At 61.6% G+C, this 16,404-nt stretch carries 13 protein-coding genes and 1 tRNA gene; 6 read left to right on the top strand and 8 right to left on the bottom strand.

Features of this window, described 5'->3' with window-relative positions; all coding sequences use genetic code 11:
• Positions 1-7 precede the first annotated feature (7 nt).
• The 6 genes from ACTHLA_RS06600 to ACTHLA_RS06575 all read right to left on the bottom strand — a co-directional run bounded on the left by ACTHLA_RS06600 (position 8) and on the right by ACTHLA_RS06575 (position 7,267).
• Entirely contained in the window at positions 8-1,936 is a 1,929-nt protein-coding gene (locus ACTHLA_RS06600; RefSeq protein ID WP_440186443.1) for a M61 family metallopeptidase, read from the bottom strand.
• A 95-nt stretch (positions 1,937-2,031) separates the two neighbouring features.
• A complete protein-coding gene (locus ACTHLA_RS06595) occupies positions 2,032-4,011 on the bottom strand; it encodes a M61 family metallopeptidase (RefSeq protein WP_440186441.1) in 1,980 nt (659 codons plus the stop codon).
• Between the two features lie 111 nt (positions 4,012-4,122).
• A complete protein-coding gene (locus tag ACTHLA_RS06590) occupies positions 4,123-4,533 on the bottom strand; it encodes an OsmC family protein (RefSeq protein ID WP_440186439.1) in 411 nt (136 codons plus the stop codon).
• A gap of 5 nt (positions 4,534-4,538) precedes the next feature.
• Positions 4,539-5,405 (bottom strand): pirin family protein, encoded by an 867-nt coding sequence (locus ACTHLA_RS06585; RefSeq protein ID WP_440186437.1) that lies wholly within the window; start codon positions 5,403-5,405, stop codon positions 4,539-4,541.
• A gap of 11 nt (positions 5,406-5,416) precedes the next feature.
• Entirely contained in the window at positions 5,417-6,163 is a 747-nt protein-coding gene (locus ACTHLA_RS06580) for a hypothetical protein (protein WP_440186435.1), read from the bottom strand.
• Positions 6,164-6,232: 69 nt separating this feature from the next.
• Positions 6,233-7,267 (bottom strand): DNA-deoxyinosine glycosylase, encoded by a 1,035-nt coding sequence (locus ACTHLA_RS06575; RefSeq protein WP_440186433.1) that lies wholly within the window; start codon positions 7,265-7,267, stop codon positions 6,233-6,235.
• A gap of 100 nt (positions 7,268-7,367) precedes the next feature.
• Between ACTHLA_RS06575 and ACTHLA_RS06570 the strand changes: the two genes are divergently transcribed.
• The 6 genes from ACTHLA_RS06570 (at position 7,368) to ACTHLA_RS06545 (ending at position 12,708) form a co-directional block, all read left to right on the top strand.
• A tRNA-Ser gene (locus ACTHLA_RS06570) sits at positions 7,368-7,459 on the top strand.
• A 91-nt stretch (positions 7,460-7,550) separates the two neighbouring features.
• Positions 7,551-9,056, top strand: coding sequence for an exopolysaccharide biosynthesis polyprenyl glycosylphosphotransferase (locus ACTHLA_RS06565; RefSeq protein WP_440186431.1), 1,506 nt, complete (start codon positions 7,551-7,553; stop codon positions 9,054-9,056).
• Between the two features lie 3 nt (positions 9,057-9,059).
• Entirely contained in the window at positions 9,060-10,535 is a 1,476-nt protein-coding gene (locus ACTHLA_RS06560) for a lipopolysaccharide biosynthesis protein (RefSeq protein WP_440186429.1), read from the top strand.
• A complete protein-coding gene (locus tag ACTHLA_RS06555; RefSeq protein ID WP_440186427.1) occupies positions 10,532-11,455 on the top strand; it encodes a glycosyltransferase family 2 protein in 924 nt (307 codons plus the stop codon). Before ACTHLA_RS06560 ends, ACTHLA_RS06555 begins: the two co-directional genes overlap by 4 nt.
• A complete protein-coding gene (locus tag ACTHLA_RS06550) occupies positions 11,455-12,234 on the top strand; it encodes a polysaccharide deacetylase family protein (protein WP_440186425.1) in 780 nt (259 codons plus the stop codon). Before ACTHLA_RS06555 ends, ACTHLA_RS06550 begins: the two co-directional genes overlap by 1 nt.
• Before the next feature lie 3 nt (positions 12,235-12,237).
• A complete protein-coding gene (locus ACTHLA_RS06545; RefSeq protein ID WP_440186423.1) occupies positions 12,238-12,708 on the top strand; it encodes a GNAT family N-acetyltransferase in 471 nt (156 codons plus the stop codon).
• 280 nt (positions 12,709-12,988) lie between these two features.
• On the opposite strand, the gene ACTHLA_RS06540 is transcribed toward ACTHLA_RS06545, so the two are convergent.
• Complete coding sequence (locus ACTHLA_RS06540) at positions 12,989-15,700, bottom strand: valine--tRNA ligase (RefSeq protein ID WP_440186421.1); 2,712 nt, start codon at positions 15,698-15,700, stop codon at positions 12,989-12,991.
• 99 nt (positions 15,701-15,799) lie between these two features.
• Positions 15,800-16,354: a DUF2497 domain-containing protein gene (locus ACTHLA_RS06535; protein ID WP_440186419.1), complete on the bottom strand. Its 555-nt coding sequence runs from the start codon at positions 16,352-16,354 to the stop codon at positions 15,800-15,802.
• Positions 16,355-16,404: the final 50 nt, after the last annotated feature.

Raw genomic sequence — 16,404 nt, 5'->3', positions numbered from 1 at the left:
TTACGGCCTATTTCTTCGCCGCAATGATGTCGCCTAACATATCCTTGGTTCCGTCGATGCGGACCAGAGACGGGTAACGCAGACCGCCATGATAATCGATGCTGACGGTCTTGTAGCGGTCATCCGCCTTGATCAGCAGGTCGATCTTGTCGCTGGTCTTGGCGTCGGCCTTGACCACGTCCTTGAGATTGTCGGCGTCGAACTCCAGACCGTTGACCGCGATCAGCTTCATGCCCTTGGTGAGTCCCGCCTTAAAGGCAGGGCTGTCCCATAATACATTGATGATCGCGCCTGTCTTGCTGACCGAGAAGCCGAGACTGTAATTGAAATCGGTCATCTTGTGATAGGTTTCGCGCGCCTTGAAATAGCTGGTCGGCGTATCGGTATAGACCAGCTTGTAGCCCGCGCGGGTCAGGCCGTCGAACGGCGGGGCCTTGCCGTGGTCATGCAGACGGTCGTTGAGGAAACTCGCCCAATCATAAGGATAGACCTTGTTGAGCGCGGCGACCACATCGTCGAAATTGTAGGTCAGCGTGTCCCAGGCGCCGTTGTTGACGCCGAAAAACGCCTTGGCGAAATCGTCGAGCGACTTCTTGCCGCCGGTCTTTTCGCGGATCAGCGTATCGGCGTCGAGCCAGATCAGCAGGCCCTCGTCGTAATATTCCTCGCTGGCCTGCCAGTTCGGCCAGCTTTGCGCCGCGCGCTCGGCGATGATCGGATCATTGGTTGTGTCCTGAAGGTCGCGCCACTGACGCGCCGCCAGATTGTCGTAATAGGCCGCGATCATGGCGATATGGCCAAGATACTGGTCGCGATCGTAAAGACCCGAACGCGCCGCCAGCACATTGCCCCAGTATTCGGTCTGGCCCTCATAGACCCACAGCAGCGAGTCGCGCATCGGCGCCTGATAGTCTGGCGTCCACAAATCCCACGGGCGGCGATACTTGCCGTTCCAGGAGTGCGTGTATTCGTGCGCGAACAGGTCGCGGCCATAGAAGGACTTGTCCCAGTCGGTGAAATAGTCGGGATCGACGCTGTTTTCCGATGACCTGTGGTGTTCCAGCCCGATGCCGCCCAGTTTATCGGACGCCGCGACCAGGAAGTCGTAATGGTCATAATGGTGCGCGCCGTAAAGCTTATAGGCCTGCTGCACCAGATTGCGATGGATTTGCAGTTCCTTGTCCGAAACGTCAAGCGACGACGGCTTGTCGGCGACAATGTCCATATGCACGGGCGTCGCCGCGCCCGGATCGAGGTCGATCCGCTTGAAATATTTGCCGGCAAAGACCGGTGAATCGATCAGTGTCTCGTAGGACACAGTCTTGAAAGTGATCGCATCGCCGTTCGTCGTCTCGACATCCAGACCCGAACCCTGCTGCCAGCCCTCAGGCAAGGTCAAAGTCGCCTGTACGGGAATCCGGCTGACATAATAGCCGGCCGGATAGATCGAAGCGAAATCCCACTGCAGATTGGCCATGTCCGGCGTCATGACGATGCGGCCTATGCCGTCATCGACCGGCGCCAGATACTGAAATTCGACCGTCACCGAATTCGCGCCTTCAGGCACATCGACGTGGAAGGCGTTAACCTCGACCACATCGCGCGTCCAGTTGAGCGGCTTGCCGCCGGCGCTGAAGGTAAAGCCCGCCATCTTGGAGACTTCGCCGTCCGGCTCGTGATCGCCCGGCAGCCATTTCGGGACCAGCAGGGTCAGCGGCCCAGGCTTAGCCGGAATCACCTCATGCACCTTGACCAGACGATGCACGGTGTCGGTCAGATCGACGCTGAGCTGGATCGTCCCGTTATACGGAATGTTCTGCGCGGCGGGGATCGGCGCCGGCATGGGCGCCCATTTGGGCGCGTCCTGAGCGACGGCGACGCCCGCCATCATCAGAACGCCGAGGCTCACACCTGCAAGAGTGCGCAAACGGTACATCTTAGACCCTTTCAAATGATACTTTATAACTTTGAAGCGCAGTTTGGCGTATTTGTAAAATGAAAAACGGCGGCTCCTCAGAACCGCCGCCTTGCCTATTTCTTCGCCGCCAGAATGTTATCGAGCAGTTTCGGCGCGCCGTCGATCGCTTGCAACACCGGGTAGCGCAGGCCGTCATGGTAATCGAGGCTGATCGTCTTATAATCATCGCCGACCTTGACCAGCAGGCTGATCGGGTCTTTCGAGGTCTTGGCCGCCGTAATCGCCGCCTTGAGCCCGTCGGGATCGTAAGCCTTGCCATTGACCGCAACCAGAGTCGCGCCCGGCGCCAGACCGGCGTTGAAGGCCGGGCTGCCCCACAGCACGTCGCTGATCGTTCCGTCGCTGTTAGCGACGGAAATGCCCAGCGAATAGGTGAAGGTGGTCATCTTGCGCGCCGTCTCGATCAGCTTGATGAAGTCAGTAGGCGTCTCGACATAGGCCAGCTTGTAGCCGCCACGCGCAAGACCATCGAGCGGCGCGCCCAGGGGCTTGCCCTCGCCAGTGCGGTCGAGCCGCGTGCGCAGGAAGCTGGCCCAGTCATACGGATAGACGCTGTTGAGCGTGTTGACGACGTCGTTGAAATTATAGGTGACCTCACCCCAGGCGCCGTTGTCGATGCCGAAAAACGCCTTGGCGAAATCATCCAGCGACTTCTTGCCATTGGTCTTCTCGCGGATCAGGGTGTCGGCGTCGAGCCAGATCAGCAGGCCTTCGTTATAATAGTCCTCCGAGCGTTGGTACGAACGCCAGCCTTGCGGCGAACGCTGAGCGATGATCGGATCGTTGGTGGTGTCCTGCAACGGACGCCATTCGCGGCCCGGCAGATTGTCGTAAGCCGCCGCCGTGCTGGCCAGGATTTGCAGCGCCTGATCCTTGGAGTAGAGGCCCGACCGCGCCGCCAGCATGATGCCCCAGTACTGGGTCTGGCCCTCATAGACCCACATCAGCGAGTCGCGCATCGGAACCTGGTAGTTCGGCGTCCACAGATCCCACGGACGGCGGAACTTGCCGTTCCAGGAGTGGGTGTATTCGTGAGAGAAGAGGTCGCGGCCCAGCCACTTGGTCTTCCAGTCGGTGAAATATTTCGGATCGACGCCGTCCTCGGACGAACGGTGATGCTCAAGCCCGTTGCTGGCCAGATTATCCGAAGCCGACACAAGGAAATCGTAGTGATCGTAATGATGCGCGCCGTACAGCTTGTAAGCCTGCTGAATCAGATTGCGGTGGATGGCCAGCTCGTCGTCGGTGATGGCCAGTTGTTCCGGCTTGTCGGCGACAATGTCCATATGCACGGGCGCCGGGCCGTTCGGATCGAGATCGACGCGCTTGAAATAACGGCCCGCATAGATGGGCGAGTCGATCAGCACGTCGTACGGCGTCGTCTTGTAGGTCACGGTATCGCCAGACGACGACTCGACCTCAAGCGCCGTACCGGCCTGCCAGCCCGCCGGATAGGTCACCGACGCCTGCACCGGAATCTGGCTGACATAATAGCCTGCCGGATACATGGAGGCGAAGGTCCATTGCAGGTTCAGCATGTCCGGCGTCATGCGGAAGGCGCCGACGCGGCTCGTCGTCGCGACCAGATAGTCGAAATCGACAGTGACCTCCTTCGTCCCTTCCGGCAGATTGATATGGAAGGCATAGACATCGACGACGTCGCGCGTCCACGGAATCACCTTGCCATCTACCTTGAAGATCACGCCCGCAATCTTGGTCAGGTCCGAACCCGGCGAGTGGTGGCCCGGCAGCCATTTCGGAACCATCATCACGAAATCCCCTGCCTTATTGACCGGCACGGTTTCGTGGATTTTGAAAATGCGGTGATCGAGATCGGTGGCGTCCACGGCCACCTTGATCGTCCCGGCGGCGTAAGGAATGTTCTGCGGATCGCCGATCGGCGGCGTCGGCGGCGCCCAGACCGGCTGCGGCGCCTGATCCTGCACGCCAGCATCCTGCGCCTGCGCGCCGACGCTCATCATGGCGACGCCCAGCGCCATAAGGCTGGCGCAAATTAAGATCTGCTTTTTCATGAAACGGCCCACTCAGCTTGAAAATCGAAGCGGGTAACGAAGCGCAGATTGTTACATCTGTAAAGGTGGCGATGGTAACATTACCGAACCGTAATGTGTCGTTATCCCTGCTCAGTCCCCGCTTGTCGTGATCCGCGTCTCGGTCGAGGTCAGGGTGCGATGCACCGGGCATTTCTCGGCGACCGAAATCAGGGTCGCGCGTTGCTCGGCGCTGAGGTCGTCGCCGTGCAGATGGACCGTCTTGGTGAAGACGTCCGCCCTGCCCTCCTTATGGTGGGTGAGATCAACCTTGACATTCACCAGCGGCCAGCCCTGCTTCTGCGCATACCAGCGCACCGTCATCACTGTGCAGGCGCCCAAGGCGGAGAGCAGCAAATCATAGGGCGCAGGCCCCAGTCCGCCACCGCCGAAATCCAACGGTTCGTCGGCCACAAGACCGTATCCGTTCGTGTCGATCGCCACGGCGTAAAGCGACTGCGCGGTTTCCGTCACATGCGCGGCGATGGTCTTGTCTTCAGACATGAGTTCTACTCTGGCAGAGGGATGAATTCGCGGTCGTCGCCCGGCACCGTGTCGAAGCGCCCGGCCTTCCAGTCAGCCTTGGCCTGCTCAATGCGTTCAGGACGCGACGAAACGAAATTCCAGTAGATATGGCGTTCGGTCAGATGCTCGCCACCGATAACGACAAAATGCGTGTCCTGCAGGGCCGTCAGTTCGACGGCGCCGGGGTTCAATACCGCCATCTGATAGGCTTCCACGCGCTGCCCGGCGATCTCCAGCGCGCCGGAACAGACATAGACGCCGCGCTCGGCGGCTTCCGGCGCCGCGACATGCGCGCCTGCAGTCATGCGTCCTTCGACATAGAGCGTTTCGGCAAAGGTCTTGACCGGCGAAATCGCGCCGTAAGCCGTTCCCATCATGACGCGCAGCACTGCGCCCTCATGCTCCACCTGCGGAATATCCGCCGCCGCATAATGATGAAACTCCGCCGCCATCTCCTCATCGGCTTCGGGCAGGGCCAGCCAGAGTTGCAAGCCATCCAGATGGCGGGACATCGCCTGCCTTGCCACAGTTTCACGCTCCGAATGGACGATGCCGCGCCCGGCGACCATCAGATTGATGTCGCCCGGTTCAATCGCGCAGTCGCTGCCCAGCGAATCCTTGTGCTGGATCTGGCCCTCGAACAGGTAGGTGACGGTGGCCAGATTGATATGCGGATGCGGGCGCACATTGACGCCCGGCCCCGGCGCGAATTCCGCTGGCCCCATATGGTCGAAGAAAATCCACGGCCCGACCATGCGATGCTTTGCAAACGGCAATACCCGCCGCACTTCGAAACCGCCCAAATCCTTGGGACGGGCCGGTATGATCATCAGGATGGGATTTTCGGCCATCGGGTAAGCCTTCAGTGCTTGCGCTTCTTGCGTCTATGGTGGTGCTTCGTCGCAGCAGGCGGCGCGGCGGCTTCGGCGGATGAAGCGGCCTGCGCCGCATTGGCAGGCGGCAGCGTTGTGTCCGTCGACGACGGCGACGGCGCCGGGACCGGAGCGACATAGCCTTTGGGCAGCAGTTCCACGCTCGTCGTCATCGGCAGATCAATTTTCGCAATCCGATCATGCAGAACGGCGTCGATCTTATAAACGCCTGGCGCGTCGCCCGGATCGAACTGGAGCTGAATGACCTGGGCGCGGTTGTCATAGACGGCCTGTTCCGGTCCGACCTGACCGATAATCGCCACCAGATTATGATAATCGCTCTTGGCGTAAAGCTTGCCGTCCGGTCCCGTCACCTTGAGGTCATAGGTCAGGTTGGCGACGCCGTTCGGATCAGGCTTGACGCCGGTGAAGACCAGTTTGATCGCGAGATTTGCGCCCGCCTCGGCGCGGCTGACGCGGTCAAGCTGGCGATCGTCGCTCTTGTCGGTGAAGGCGGCCATCTCCTTGGCGGGGATAACAATCAGCATGCCCGACAGATCGCCGTTGCGATTGGGGAATCCCTGCGTCGGATCGTATTGAGTCGTCTTTGTGCTTCCATCCGGCAGCAGGATGGCGGGTTTTGAGTCCGGCTGGGCCTGCGGCGTGACCGTGGCCTGCGCGGCCATAGGCAAGGCGGCGAAAGCAATCAGCAAGGCCGTATTCGGTAAAATGCGCATGACTCCATCCTAAGCCCAACCGCCCGCTTATGTCATGCGCAGCCAATCGCGGCAAGCTTATGACGGCGCTCAGAAACGCTGTCCTTCGGCCAAAGCGGCCTGTTCTTCCGGGGTGCTGCGCCGCCCCAGGACGGCGTTGCGATGCGGGAAGCGCCCAAAACGCGCGATCAGATCACGGTGGCGGCGCATGAAGTCGAGCGTGTCCTGATCACTTAGCAACGTGAACAGGCGCAGCCCTTCATTCTGATCGGCAAGGTTCTCGCTGTGCATGAAGGGCATGTAGAGAAATTTACGCTCCGCCAGTGTCAGGCCAGCGTCGAAGCCGCGCGCCACAGCCTCAGCGGCGATGGCGCGCGCCTGAGCGTCCGTGGCGAAGGCCTGTGCGCTGTCGCGAAACAGATTGCGCGGAAGCTGATCGAGCGCGATCACCAGCGCCAGCGCACTGCGCGGCGTCTCCCGCCACGCCTCAAGCCGCCCAGACCGCGCCCGTTCAAAGGTCAGTCCGAAGCGCTCTGCCAGCATGGCGTCAAAACCGTGCGTGGCATGGAACCAGTAGCCTTGCGTCTCCGGCGCAAACCAGACATCCAGCAACGTCTCCGCATCCGCCGCATGATCATCACGCAGGAAGATCCGCAGCCTGCGCCATTCGGTTCGCTTGCGCTCAAAGCTCAGGGTGCGCGCCGGACTACTCGACGGCAGGTCGATCAGAAACAGGTTTTCGGGCGCGCCGATCTGCCTGCGACCGATCTGCGCCGCCTTGCCGCCATTAAAAGCGACCACGCATAGGTTCGGCAGATTTTCGATCAGGTTGTTGAGCGCATTCGGTTCATGATCGCGAATATCCGCATCGAGACTGCCCTTGCGCGTCGCCGAACGCACGACATCCCAGAGCCCGACGCCCGCCGCATTCAGGCGCGTCAGGCGGGCTTCATAATCCAGCGTCGCCAGAGGTTCGCCGATAACATCCTCCATCAGCCGCCAGAACTGGTTCTGCGGATGGGCGTAATACTGCCCGCGCGCCAGTGACGCCTCGCCCGGCAGACTGCCCAGCACAAGCACGCGCGCATCCGCGGCAGTTGCAGGCGGGAAAGAAGCTTTACGCAAGACGTTCATCCGCCTGTTTTGCCGTCGCACATTCATCTGTGCAACATTTTCTGAAACCGCGTTGCGTTTTAAAAACGAATACGCTAACTGAACCTCCAACGGAGACGTGGCCGAGAGGCTGAAGGCACTCGTTTGCTAAATGAGCATACCCCTAAAAGGGTATCATGGGTTCGAATCCCATCGTCTCCGCCACCTTTTCTCTGAAAAATTCCGTGGCGTTAACCTGAGCCTAAGCCAAGTCGGATAAGGTCTTGGCGAGGACAAAAAGCCCTTGCGACAGGTCATGAACGCCGCCTTTAAACTCTCCGACAGCGCCCCGCCGCCGCTCAACCTCGATCCCAGCGATCGTCGCGGTCCGTTTCGCCCGGAAAAGCTGATCTCGCCGCGCCTGCGCCGCAGCGGCGCCATGTCCGTTCGAATCTTTCGCGGCGTTGATCTCGCCGCCCTGCTGCTGACCGGCGTTTTGAACCTCGTCCCCGTTCTGCGACCCGACTGGCGTCAGGCGTCTTTGGGCGATATTTTACCGTTTCTGGCGCCGGCTCTGCTGATCCCGTTTTGCAGCGGCGCATTTGATCTTTACAGCTTTATGCGCCGCGAAAACCTGCTGGTCCACCTCGCCAGACTGGCCTTCGTGATCGCGCCGGGCTTCGCGCTCGCCCTGCTGGTTGCGGGCGTGTCGCCGGATCGTCCCTACGTCTTTGAGACGCTGACGCAATGGGGCGTGAACGCCGCCAGCGTGCTGGCCGCCCTGCATGGCCTGTGGTGGCTGCTGATCTGGCGCTGGCGTCGTCAGGGACGACTGACCCCCAATGTGGTCGTGGTGGGGGCAACCCGGCATGCGCAGAAACTGATCGAGACGGCGATGCAGCGGCGCGACGTCAATATTCTTGGCGTGTTCGACGACCGTTTGTCGCGCAATCCCGACGCTCTGGTCGGCGTGCCCGTGCTGGGCGATGTGCAGAGCCTGCTCGGCCATAAGATTACGCCCTTTGTCGATCAGATCGTCGTCGCCATCGACACCTCGGCGAAGGCGCGCGTCAAGACCATTGTCGAAAAGCTGCGCAGCCTGCCCAATCAGGTGTCGCTGCTGGTGGACGTCGATACCGACGATGAACGTCGCGCCGCCCTGTCGCGCCTGTCCAACCTGCCGCTGGCGCGTGTCTCCGGCATTGGCGCGGACGAACGCAAGGAAATGGTCAAGCGCATCGAAGATGTGCTGATCGGCGCGCTGGCCCTACTGATCTTCGCGCCGCTAATGCTCGTCGTGGCGCTGTTGATACGGCTCGACAGCCCCGGCCCGATCTTCTTCCGCCAGCGCCGCCACGGCTTCAATAATGAACCCATCTATGTGTGGAAGTTCCGCTCGATGCGCGCGGAGATGACCGACCACACCGCCGCCCAGCAGGTAACGAAGGACGATCCGCGCGTCACGCGCCTGGGTCGTTTCATCCGCAAGACCTCGATCGACGAACTGCCGCAGTTGTTCAACGTGCTGGCGGGCGAAATGTCGCTGGTCGGGCCGCGTCCGCACGCCATCGGCATGAAGACCGGTCCGGACGAAAGCGCGCGTCTGGTCGCCGAATACGCCTGGCGCCACCGCATGAAGCCCGGCATGACCGGCTGGGCGCAGATCAAGGGGTCGCGCGGCGCCATGCACGCGGCCGAAGACGTGCGCCGCCGCATCGCGCTCGATATCGACTACATCGAGCGCCATTCGCTGTGGCTCGATCTCTACATCATGCTGATGACCATTCCGTGCCTGCTCGGCGACGTGAAGACGGTGCGTTAAGTCATGTTCTCGCGCGGCCTCTGGGGTTATCTGCCCGCCAATATTCTGCAAGGCCTGATCGGCTTCGCCACGCTGATGGTGTTTACGCGCATTCTTAGCCCGGAGGCTTACGGCGTATATGCCCTGACCTTCGGCGTCTCCAGCCTGGCGCAGACGGCATGCTTCACCTGGCTGGAAGCCGCCATGGCGCGCTTTTATCCGGCCCATGCGCGCGACGACGCCGAGGCGCCTGTACTGTACGGCACACTCTATCGCCTGTTCATCATGGTCGCCATCGTCTTCGCCGCCCTGTGCGTCGTCGGCCTGCTGCTCTGGCGCGTACACACGCCCGAAGGTCAGGCGCTCAAGGCGGGCGTCGCTATCGGTCTGGCCTGTGTGGCGCCGCGCTCGCTGGTTAAACTCGTGCAGGAGCAACGCAAGTCCGAAGGCCGCGTCAGGGCCGCCGCCATGATCGACATGGCGCAGACGGCGGGCGCTTTCGGCTTCGGCGTGGCTTGCGCCTATCTGGGCGTCGGCGGCGGATCGCCCGTGCTGGGCGCAGGCCTGATCGCGCTGGTCGTCATGCCGTTCGTCGTGCGCGAGGACTGGGGACGCGCCCTGCGGGGCCGTTTCGACCGCGCCGAGGCCAGCCATATAGCGCATTACGGCTTTCCCGTCTCCGCCAGCCTGATCCTGACCCTGGCCCTCTACACCGTCGACCGCTTCCTGATCGCGCACTATCTCAACGAAGCCGAGGCGGGCGCCTATCATGCGGGTTATAGCGTCGCATCGCGCATCCTCGACGTGCTGTTCATATGGTTCGGCGCCGCGGGAACGCCCGCCATGGTGCATGCTCTGGAGAATGGCGGCGAAAAAGCGCTGAAAGACACAGCCCGCCACCAGATCGTGACCATGTGTTTCATCCTGTTCCCGGCAGTCGGCGGTCTGATCATGGTCACGCCGTCTTTGGGGAGCCTTTTGATCGGCGAGGCCCTGCGCACGCAAGCGCTCAGCGTTACACCGCTGATCACGCTCGGCGCGCTTTTGTCGGGGCTGAACACCTATTATTTCCTGCAAGCCTTCACCCTGGCGCGCAAGACGAAGCTGCTGGTGGCGGCGATGGCCATTCCTTCGGTCAGCAATATCGCGCTCAATGTGCTGCTGATCCCGCGCATGGGATTGACGGGCGCGGCGCTGGCGGCGCTGATCGCCTTTGCGCTTGGCCTGGCGAGTTCATGGCTGCTGGGTCTGAAGACCTTGCGCCTGCCGATCCCCGTCCTTGAACTCAGCAAGATCGTCGTCGCCGTAGCGGTCATGGCGGCGGCTCTGGTCATATTGCCAAGCTGGGGCGGTCTGCCCGAACTGATGCTGAAAAGCGTCACCGGCGCCCTGATCTATGCTGGCCTCGCCTGGCTGCTGAACCTGAATGGCGTACGCGCACCGGCTTTACGCATCCTATCGCGGCTGCGCGCCAAACTCAGCCTCAAGGCGACGACATGAGCCTGCCCTCCCCGTTCCGAAACGCCGCCTTCGCCAGCGTGACCCCGCGCCTGTCGGTGCTGATCCCTTTCTATAAGGAAAGCCCGCTCGACCTGCTGCGCGGACTGCATACGCGCCAGCCGCAGGCGATCGAGATCATTCTGCTCGACGATGGTTCGGAACGCCCGGATATTACCGAGGCCGTCGCGGATTTTCTGGCCGCCAGTCCGCTAGCGGGCGAACTGATCACCCTGCCGCAGAACGAAGGCCGCGCGCGCGGTCGCAACCGCCTGACCAGCGCGGCGCGCGGCGACTATTTCCTGTTCCTCGACGCCGACATGCTGCCGGACAGCGCCGACTTCCTTGACCGCTGGCTGACCGAGACCATCGCCCTGCCACCAGTCGTATTCGGTGGTTTTTCCCTGCATCAGGCGCCGGACGAACCGGCTTTCGCTCTGCACAGGGCGATGGCGGGCCACAGCGATTGCCTGAATGCGGAGATGCGCGCCCAACAGCCGGAAAAGCACGTCTTTACCTCCAACCTGTTGATCCGCCGCGACGTGTTCGAGGCCGAGGGCTTCGATCCCGCCTTCACGGGTTGGGGCTGGGAGGATACCGAATGGGGGATGCGCGTCGCCGCCCGGTACGGTGTCGGCCACATCGACAACACCGCCAGCCATATGGGCCTCGACCGTCCGGAGACTCTCGCGCGCAAGTATGAACAGTCGGTCGACAATTTCGCGCGCGTCATCGCCCGCCATCGCGACGTGGTCAGCGCCTATCCGAGTTATAAGGCGGCCCGCCTCTTGCAGCGCATTCCCCTGCGCGGGCTGTGGCGTCCCATGCTGAAAAGCGTGGCCCTGTCCGGCCTCACGCCGTTGAAACTGCGCGCCCTGAGCCTTCGGCTCTATCGCGCCGCGCTTTACGCTGAGGTCGTCTGATGGACACGCCCTATGCCGCCGATCGTTCCTTGTATGGCAAGTTGCGCCGCCGTTTCGCGCGGCTCGTCCATACGCGCCCGGCAACGCTGGACGGCCTGCGCCGCCCAATGATCACCTTCAGCTTCGACGACGCGCCGCAATCGGCGGCGGACAAGGGCGCGGCCATTCTCGAAAAGTACGGCGCGCGCGGCACCTATTTCATCTCATCGGGCCTGAACGCCACCGACAGCCATCTGGGAACCTTCGCCAGCGACGGCGTCGTGCAAGCTCTGGCCGAACGCGGCCACGAAATTGCCTGCCACACCTACAGCCATTTCGATTGCGGCAAGGGCGCTGGCGGCGACATCGAAGCCGAGCTGGAGCAGAATCGTCTCGCCTTCCACGCGCTGGGCCTGCCCGACGCCCTGACCTTCGCCTATCCTTATGGCGACGTGTCGCCGCAGGCCAAGGCGCTGCTCAGCGAGCGCTTCATCGCCGCGCGCGCCCTGCATCACGGCATGGTGGTCAGCGGAACCGACCTGAACCAGACCCCCGCCGTCGGCATCGAAGGCCAATGCGGCGAACTGACCGCGCAGGGCTGGATGGACAGCGCGCACAAGGCGAAGGCCTGGCTGGTCCTTTACACCCACGACGTGCGCGAAGAACCTTCCGACTGGGGGTGCGCGCCACTGGTTTTAGAGCGCCTCGTCAAACGCGCCGTCGATATGCGCTTCGAGATCGTCACCTTCGCCGAAGGGGCGCGCAGAGCCTCCGGCATGGCGGCGGCGCAAGCGGCGTAGGCCATGACGCGCCGTTCGGAATTGAAGGTCCGTTTCGCCGACAGTGGGGACGTGCCTGCCTTGTTGCAGCTTTACCGCCATCTCGCCCCGGACGACGCGCTGACGCCGCTTGATGACGCCTTGAAAAACCGGGAGCTTTTGCAACTCTATCCCGGCAGCGGGATTATCGTCGGATGTGTGGACGGGGCGCTTGTCGCGACCTGCACGCTGATCGTCATCCCTAACCTGACGCGCGGCGGCGCGCCCTACGCCCTGATCGAAAACGTCGTCACCGACGCCGCGCATCGCAATACGGGCTATGGCAAGACCGTCCTCAAGGCGGCGACCGAGGCGGCATGGCGTAGCGGCTGCTACAAGGTCATGCTGTTGACCGGCTCGCAACGTCCAGAAACGCTGCAATTCTATCAGGCGGCGGGATTTGAACAGAGCAAGACCGGCTTCCAGATGCGCCGACTTCCGCCGCGCCGGTCTTGAGCGGCGGAATTAAGGAATCCACAGATAAGCGCAGATTTCAGGGTGGATTACACGCTACCGCTATCGCTTGTCAGCTTGGCGAGCAGGGTCATTGAACACGGATGAACACGGAAACGCTGGCCTGACGGCCAGCGACACGGATAGCCACGGATAAGCAGTAGCGTCGCCGTCATCTTGCTTTCAGATGGCCGAAGGCCATCATCCGCGATAACGATTTTTCACCGCCGATAGCGGTAGCGTGCAATCCGCCTCGAACATCTGTGTAATCTGTGGATAAAACCTACAGCGCCGCCTTCAGCCGCTCCAATGCCGCCGCCAGTTTTGCTTTACCGTTTTGCGCTTCCGTCAGGCGTTCGCGGTTTTCCTCGATCACCTCTTCTGGCGCGCGGGCCACGAAGTCGGGATTGTCGAGCTTTTTCGACGTGCCGATAATGGTCTTGTCGAACTCGGCTATGCCTTTGGTCAGGCGGGCTTCTTCGGCTTTCAGGTCTATAAACTCGGCCACGGCCAGATATGCAGTGGCTTCGCCTGCGACAAACGGGACCGCGCCATTTGGTATAGATTGTTCTCTATCCAGTTCTGCGTGAATGCTCTTTAAACGGCCCATCGCAATTAAGAGATGGGCGTGTTCAGTCAGCCATTCCGACGACTGCGCATTAACGCCTGTAAGAGTAAGAGATGGGCGCGCCGACCCCGGCACATTCATTTCCGAACGGATCGAGCGGATTTCATTGATCAGGTCGATCAGCCAGTTGATCTCACCATCCGCTTCGGCGTCAATGGCGCCCGCGTCGAACTTCGGCCAGGCGTGGGTCATCAACATGCCCTCTCCGCCGCTCTTCGCCCACAGCTCCTCGGTAATGAACGGCATGACCGGGTGCAGCATCAGGGTCGCCTGATCCAGAACCCAGGCCGTCATGGCGCGGATTTCCGCCTTGGCCGCCGCATCGTCGCCGTTCAGGATCGGCTTGGCCAGCTCCAGATACCAGTCGCAGAATACGTTCCAGATGAATTTGTAGAGCGCATTGGCCGCATCGTCGAAGGCGCAGGCTTCCAGCGCCTGCGTCACGGCGGACAGGGTTTTCTGCACCTCGCCGCGAATCCAGCGGCTCAGGGTCAGCTTCACACCTGACGGATCGAAGCCGTCCACGCGCGCGCATTCGTTCATCTGGCAAAAACGCGTGGCGTTCCACAGCTTGGTGCCGAAATTACGATAACCTTCAATGCGTTGCTTGGAGAGTTTAATGTCGCGCCCCTGCCCCGACATAGCGGTCATGGTGAAGCGCAAAGCATCGGCGCCATACTCGTCGATCAGCACCAGCGGGTCCATCACATTGCCCTTGGACTTCGACATCTTCTGGCCCTTGTCGTCGCGGACCAGGGCGTTGATGAACACCCGCTTGAACGGAACCTCACCGGTGAAGTGCAGCCCCATCATCATCATCCGAGCGACCCAGAAGAAGATGATATCAAAGCCGGTGATCAGGGTGTGCGTCGGATAGAAGCGCTTGAGATCGTCCGTATCCTCCGGCCAGCCCATGGTCGAAAACGGCCACAGCGCCGACGAAAACCAGGTGTCGAGGACGTCCTCATCCTGGCGCAATGCGATCTTGACGCCATAGTGCGCCTCGGCTTCGGCCAGCGCCTCGGCTTCAGTTTCGGCAACGAAGACCTTGCCGTCCTCGGCGTACCAGGCTGGGATGCGATGGCCCCACCAGAGCTGGCGCGACACGCACCACGGCTCGATGTTGCGCATCCATTCAAAATAGGTCTTTTCCCAGTTGCGTGGCTCGAACACGGTGCGGCCATCCTCAACCGCCTTGATCGCCTCCTTGGCCAGTTCACCGGCATTGACGTACCACTGGTCGGTCAGGAAGGGTTCGATCACGACGCCGGAACGGTCGCCGTGCGGGACCATATGTTTGGTCTTTTCGATAGCTTTCAGCCAGCCCTCTTCCTCGGCGCGAGCGATGATCGCCTTACGCGCAGCGAAGCGGTCCAACCCACGGAAAGCCTCCGGCACCGGCTCAAAGTTCAGCAGACGCGCCTGCTCGTCGAGAATATTGATCTGCGGCAGGTTGTGACGTTTGCCGACCTGGAAGTCGTTGAAATCGTGCGCGGGCGTGATCTTGACCGCGCCGGAACCCTTGAACGGATCAGCGTAGTCGTCGGCAATAATCGGAATACGCCGCCCCGTAATCGGCAGGATAACGTGCTTGCCGATCAGGTTGATATAGCGCGCATCGTCCGGATGCACGGCCACCGCCGTATCGCCGAGCATCGTTTCCGGGCGCGTGGTCGCCACCACGATATAGTCTCGGCGCTCGAACGTCTCGTTGCCGTCCTCGTCCTTGACCGGATGCTCATAATAGAGGTCGTCGGCCAGCTTGTAGGCGAAATGCCAGTAATGACCGTCCACCTCTTTCTGCTCGACCTCAAGATCGGAGATCGCGGTTTGGAAGTGCGGATCCCAGTTGACCAGCCGCTTATCGCGGTACATCAGTCCCTGTTTGTGCAGGGTCACAAACACCTTGCGCACCGCCGCAGACAGGCCGTCATCGAGCGTAAAGCGCTCGCGCGACCAGTCGCACGAGGCGCCGAGGCGGCGCAATTGCCGCACAATGGTCCCGCCCGATTCCGCCTTCCATGCCCAGACCTTATCGACAAAGGCCTCGCGACCCATATCGCGGCGCCCCACATTGCCAGCCGCCGCCAGTTGCCGCTCGACCACCATCTGCGTCGCGATACCGGCATGGTCCGTGCCCGGCAGCCACAGGGCCGCCTTGCCGCGCATGCGCTCAAAGCGGATCAGCACGTCCTGCAAGGTATTGTTGAGCGCATGGCCGATGTGCAGGCTGCCCGTGACATTGGGGGGCGGAATCACAATCGAGAAGGCTTCGCCCGCGTCCGAAGGCGCAAAGGCGCCGGACGTTTCCCACATCTCGTAAAGGCGCGGTTCAACGGATTGCGGATCGAAGGTCTTGTCTAACATGGCTCGGAATAAAAAAGAGAAATGATAAGGGCGGCGTTCGTTGCCGACGCCGCCCTCTTATCAGGTCAAACCCTGAAAATCTATGCTTTTGGGCGCGACTTAGCGGCGCGACTGACGCGCAATGCGCTCGACCTCGTTTCGCACCTGCTCCTCGACAATCGCCGGCAGGTTCTGATCGAGCCATGCCTGCAACATCGGCTTGAGCATATCGCGCACAACGTCTTCCAAAGTACGGTCGCTGACGGGCACCAGCAAAGAACTGGTCAGAGCCGTAAAGGACGACAGCGCGGCGGTTTCGGTCGTTTCGCTGACCAGTCCACCCGGACCGCGTGGCGCAGCGGCGACCGGAGCTGATTGGGGCGCAGGGGCAGGCGCAGGTTCAGGCTCCGCCTCAGGCGTGTAAGCGTCGATATCGCCAATCGACACAGACGACGGCGCGTCATAGGCTTCGGTCAGCTCAAGCACGTCTTCTTCCGGCGCTTCGTCCTCGGCCTCGTCCATAACGGGGGCCGGTTCCGGCGTGGGTTCAGGCTCAGCGGCGGCGGCTTCCGGCTCCGCGGCCTCGTCGGCAGGCGCATCGTCTTCGGAGATGATGCGGCGGATGGAGGCCAGGATTTCCTCCATAGTCGGTTCGTGTGCGGATTGTTCGGCCATCGTCTTATATCTGCTGCGAATCGGTTTGCGGAACTGAAACCAAAGCTAGG

The sequence above is a fragment of the Asticcacaulis sp. genome, from assembly GCF_051956075.1.
Lineage (GTDB): Bacteria > Pseudomonadota > Alphaproteobacteria > Caulobacterales > Caulobacteraceae > Asticcacaulis.
This window is presented reverse-complemented; position numbering and strand designations above follow the sequence as displayed.

Bases quoted from the DNA above. Each gene is read 5' to 3' on its own strand.
- ACTHLA_RS06600 (WP_440186443.1), bottom strand. From the start codon at position 1,936: ATGTACCGTTTGCGCACTCTTGCAGGTGTGAGCCTCGGCGTTCTGATG.
- ACTHLA_RS06595 (WP_440186441.1), bottom strand. From the start codon at position 4,011: ATGAAAAAGCAGATCTTAATTTGCGCCAGCCTTATGGCGCTGGGCGTC.
- ACTHLA_RS06590 (WP_440186439.1), bottom strand. From the start codon at position 4,533: ATGTCTGAAGACAAGACCATCGCCGCGCATGTGACGGAAACCGCGCAG.
- ACTHLA_RS06585 (WP_440186437.1), bottom strand. From the start codon at position 5,405: ATGGCCGAAAATCCCATCCTGATGATCATACCGGCCCGTCCCAAGGAT.
- ACTHLA_RS06580 (WP_440186435.1), bottom strand. From the start codon at position 6,163: ATGCGCATTTTACCGAATACGGCCTTGCTGATTGCTTTCGCCGCCTTG.
- ACTHLA_RS06565 (WP_440186431.1), top strand. From the start codon at position 7,551: ATGAACGCCGCCTTTAAACTCTCCGACAGCGCCCCGCCGCCGCTCAAC.
- ACTHLA_RS06560 (WP_440186429.1), top strand. From the start codon at position 9,060: ATGTTCTCGCGCGGCCTCTGGGGTTATCTGCCCGCCAATATTCTGCAA.
- ACTHLA_RS06555 (WP_440186427.1), top strand. From the start codon at position 10,532: ATGAGCCTGCCCTCCCCGTTCCGAAACGCCGCCTTCGCCAGCGTGACC.
- ACTHLA_RS06550 (WP_440186425.1), top strand. From the start codon at position 11,455: ATGGACACGCCCTATGCCGCCGATCGTTCCTTGTATGGCAAGTTGCGC.
- ACTHLA_RS06545 (WP_440186423.1), top strand. From the start codon at position 12,238: ATGACGCGCCGTTCGGAATTGAAGGTCCGTTTCGCCGACAGTGGGGAC.
- ACTHLA_RS06540 (WP_440186421.1), bottom strand. From the start codon at position 15,700: ATGTTAGACAAGACCTTCGATCCGCAATCCGTTGAACCGCGCCTTTAC.
- ACTHLA_RS06535 (WP_440186419.1), bottom strand. From the start codon at position 16,354: ATGGCCGAACAATCCGCACACGAACCGACTATGGAGGAAATCCTGGCC.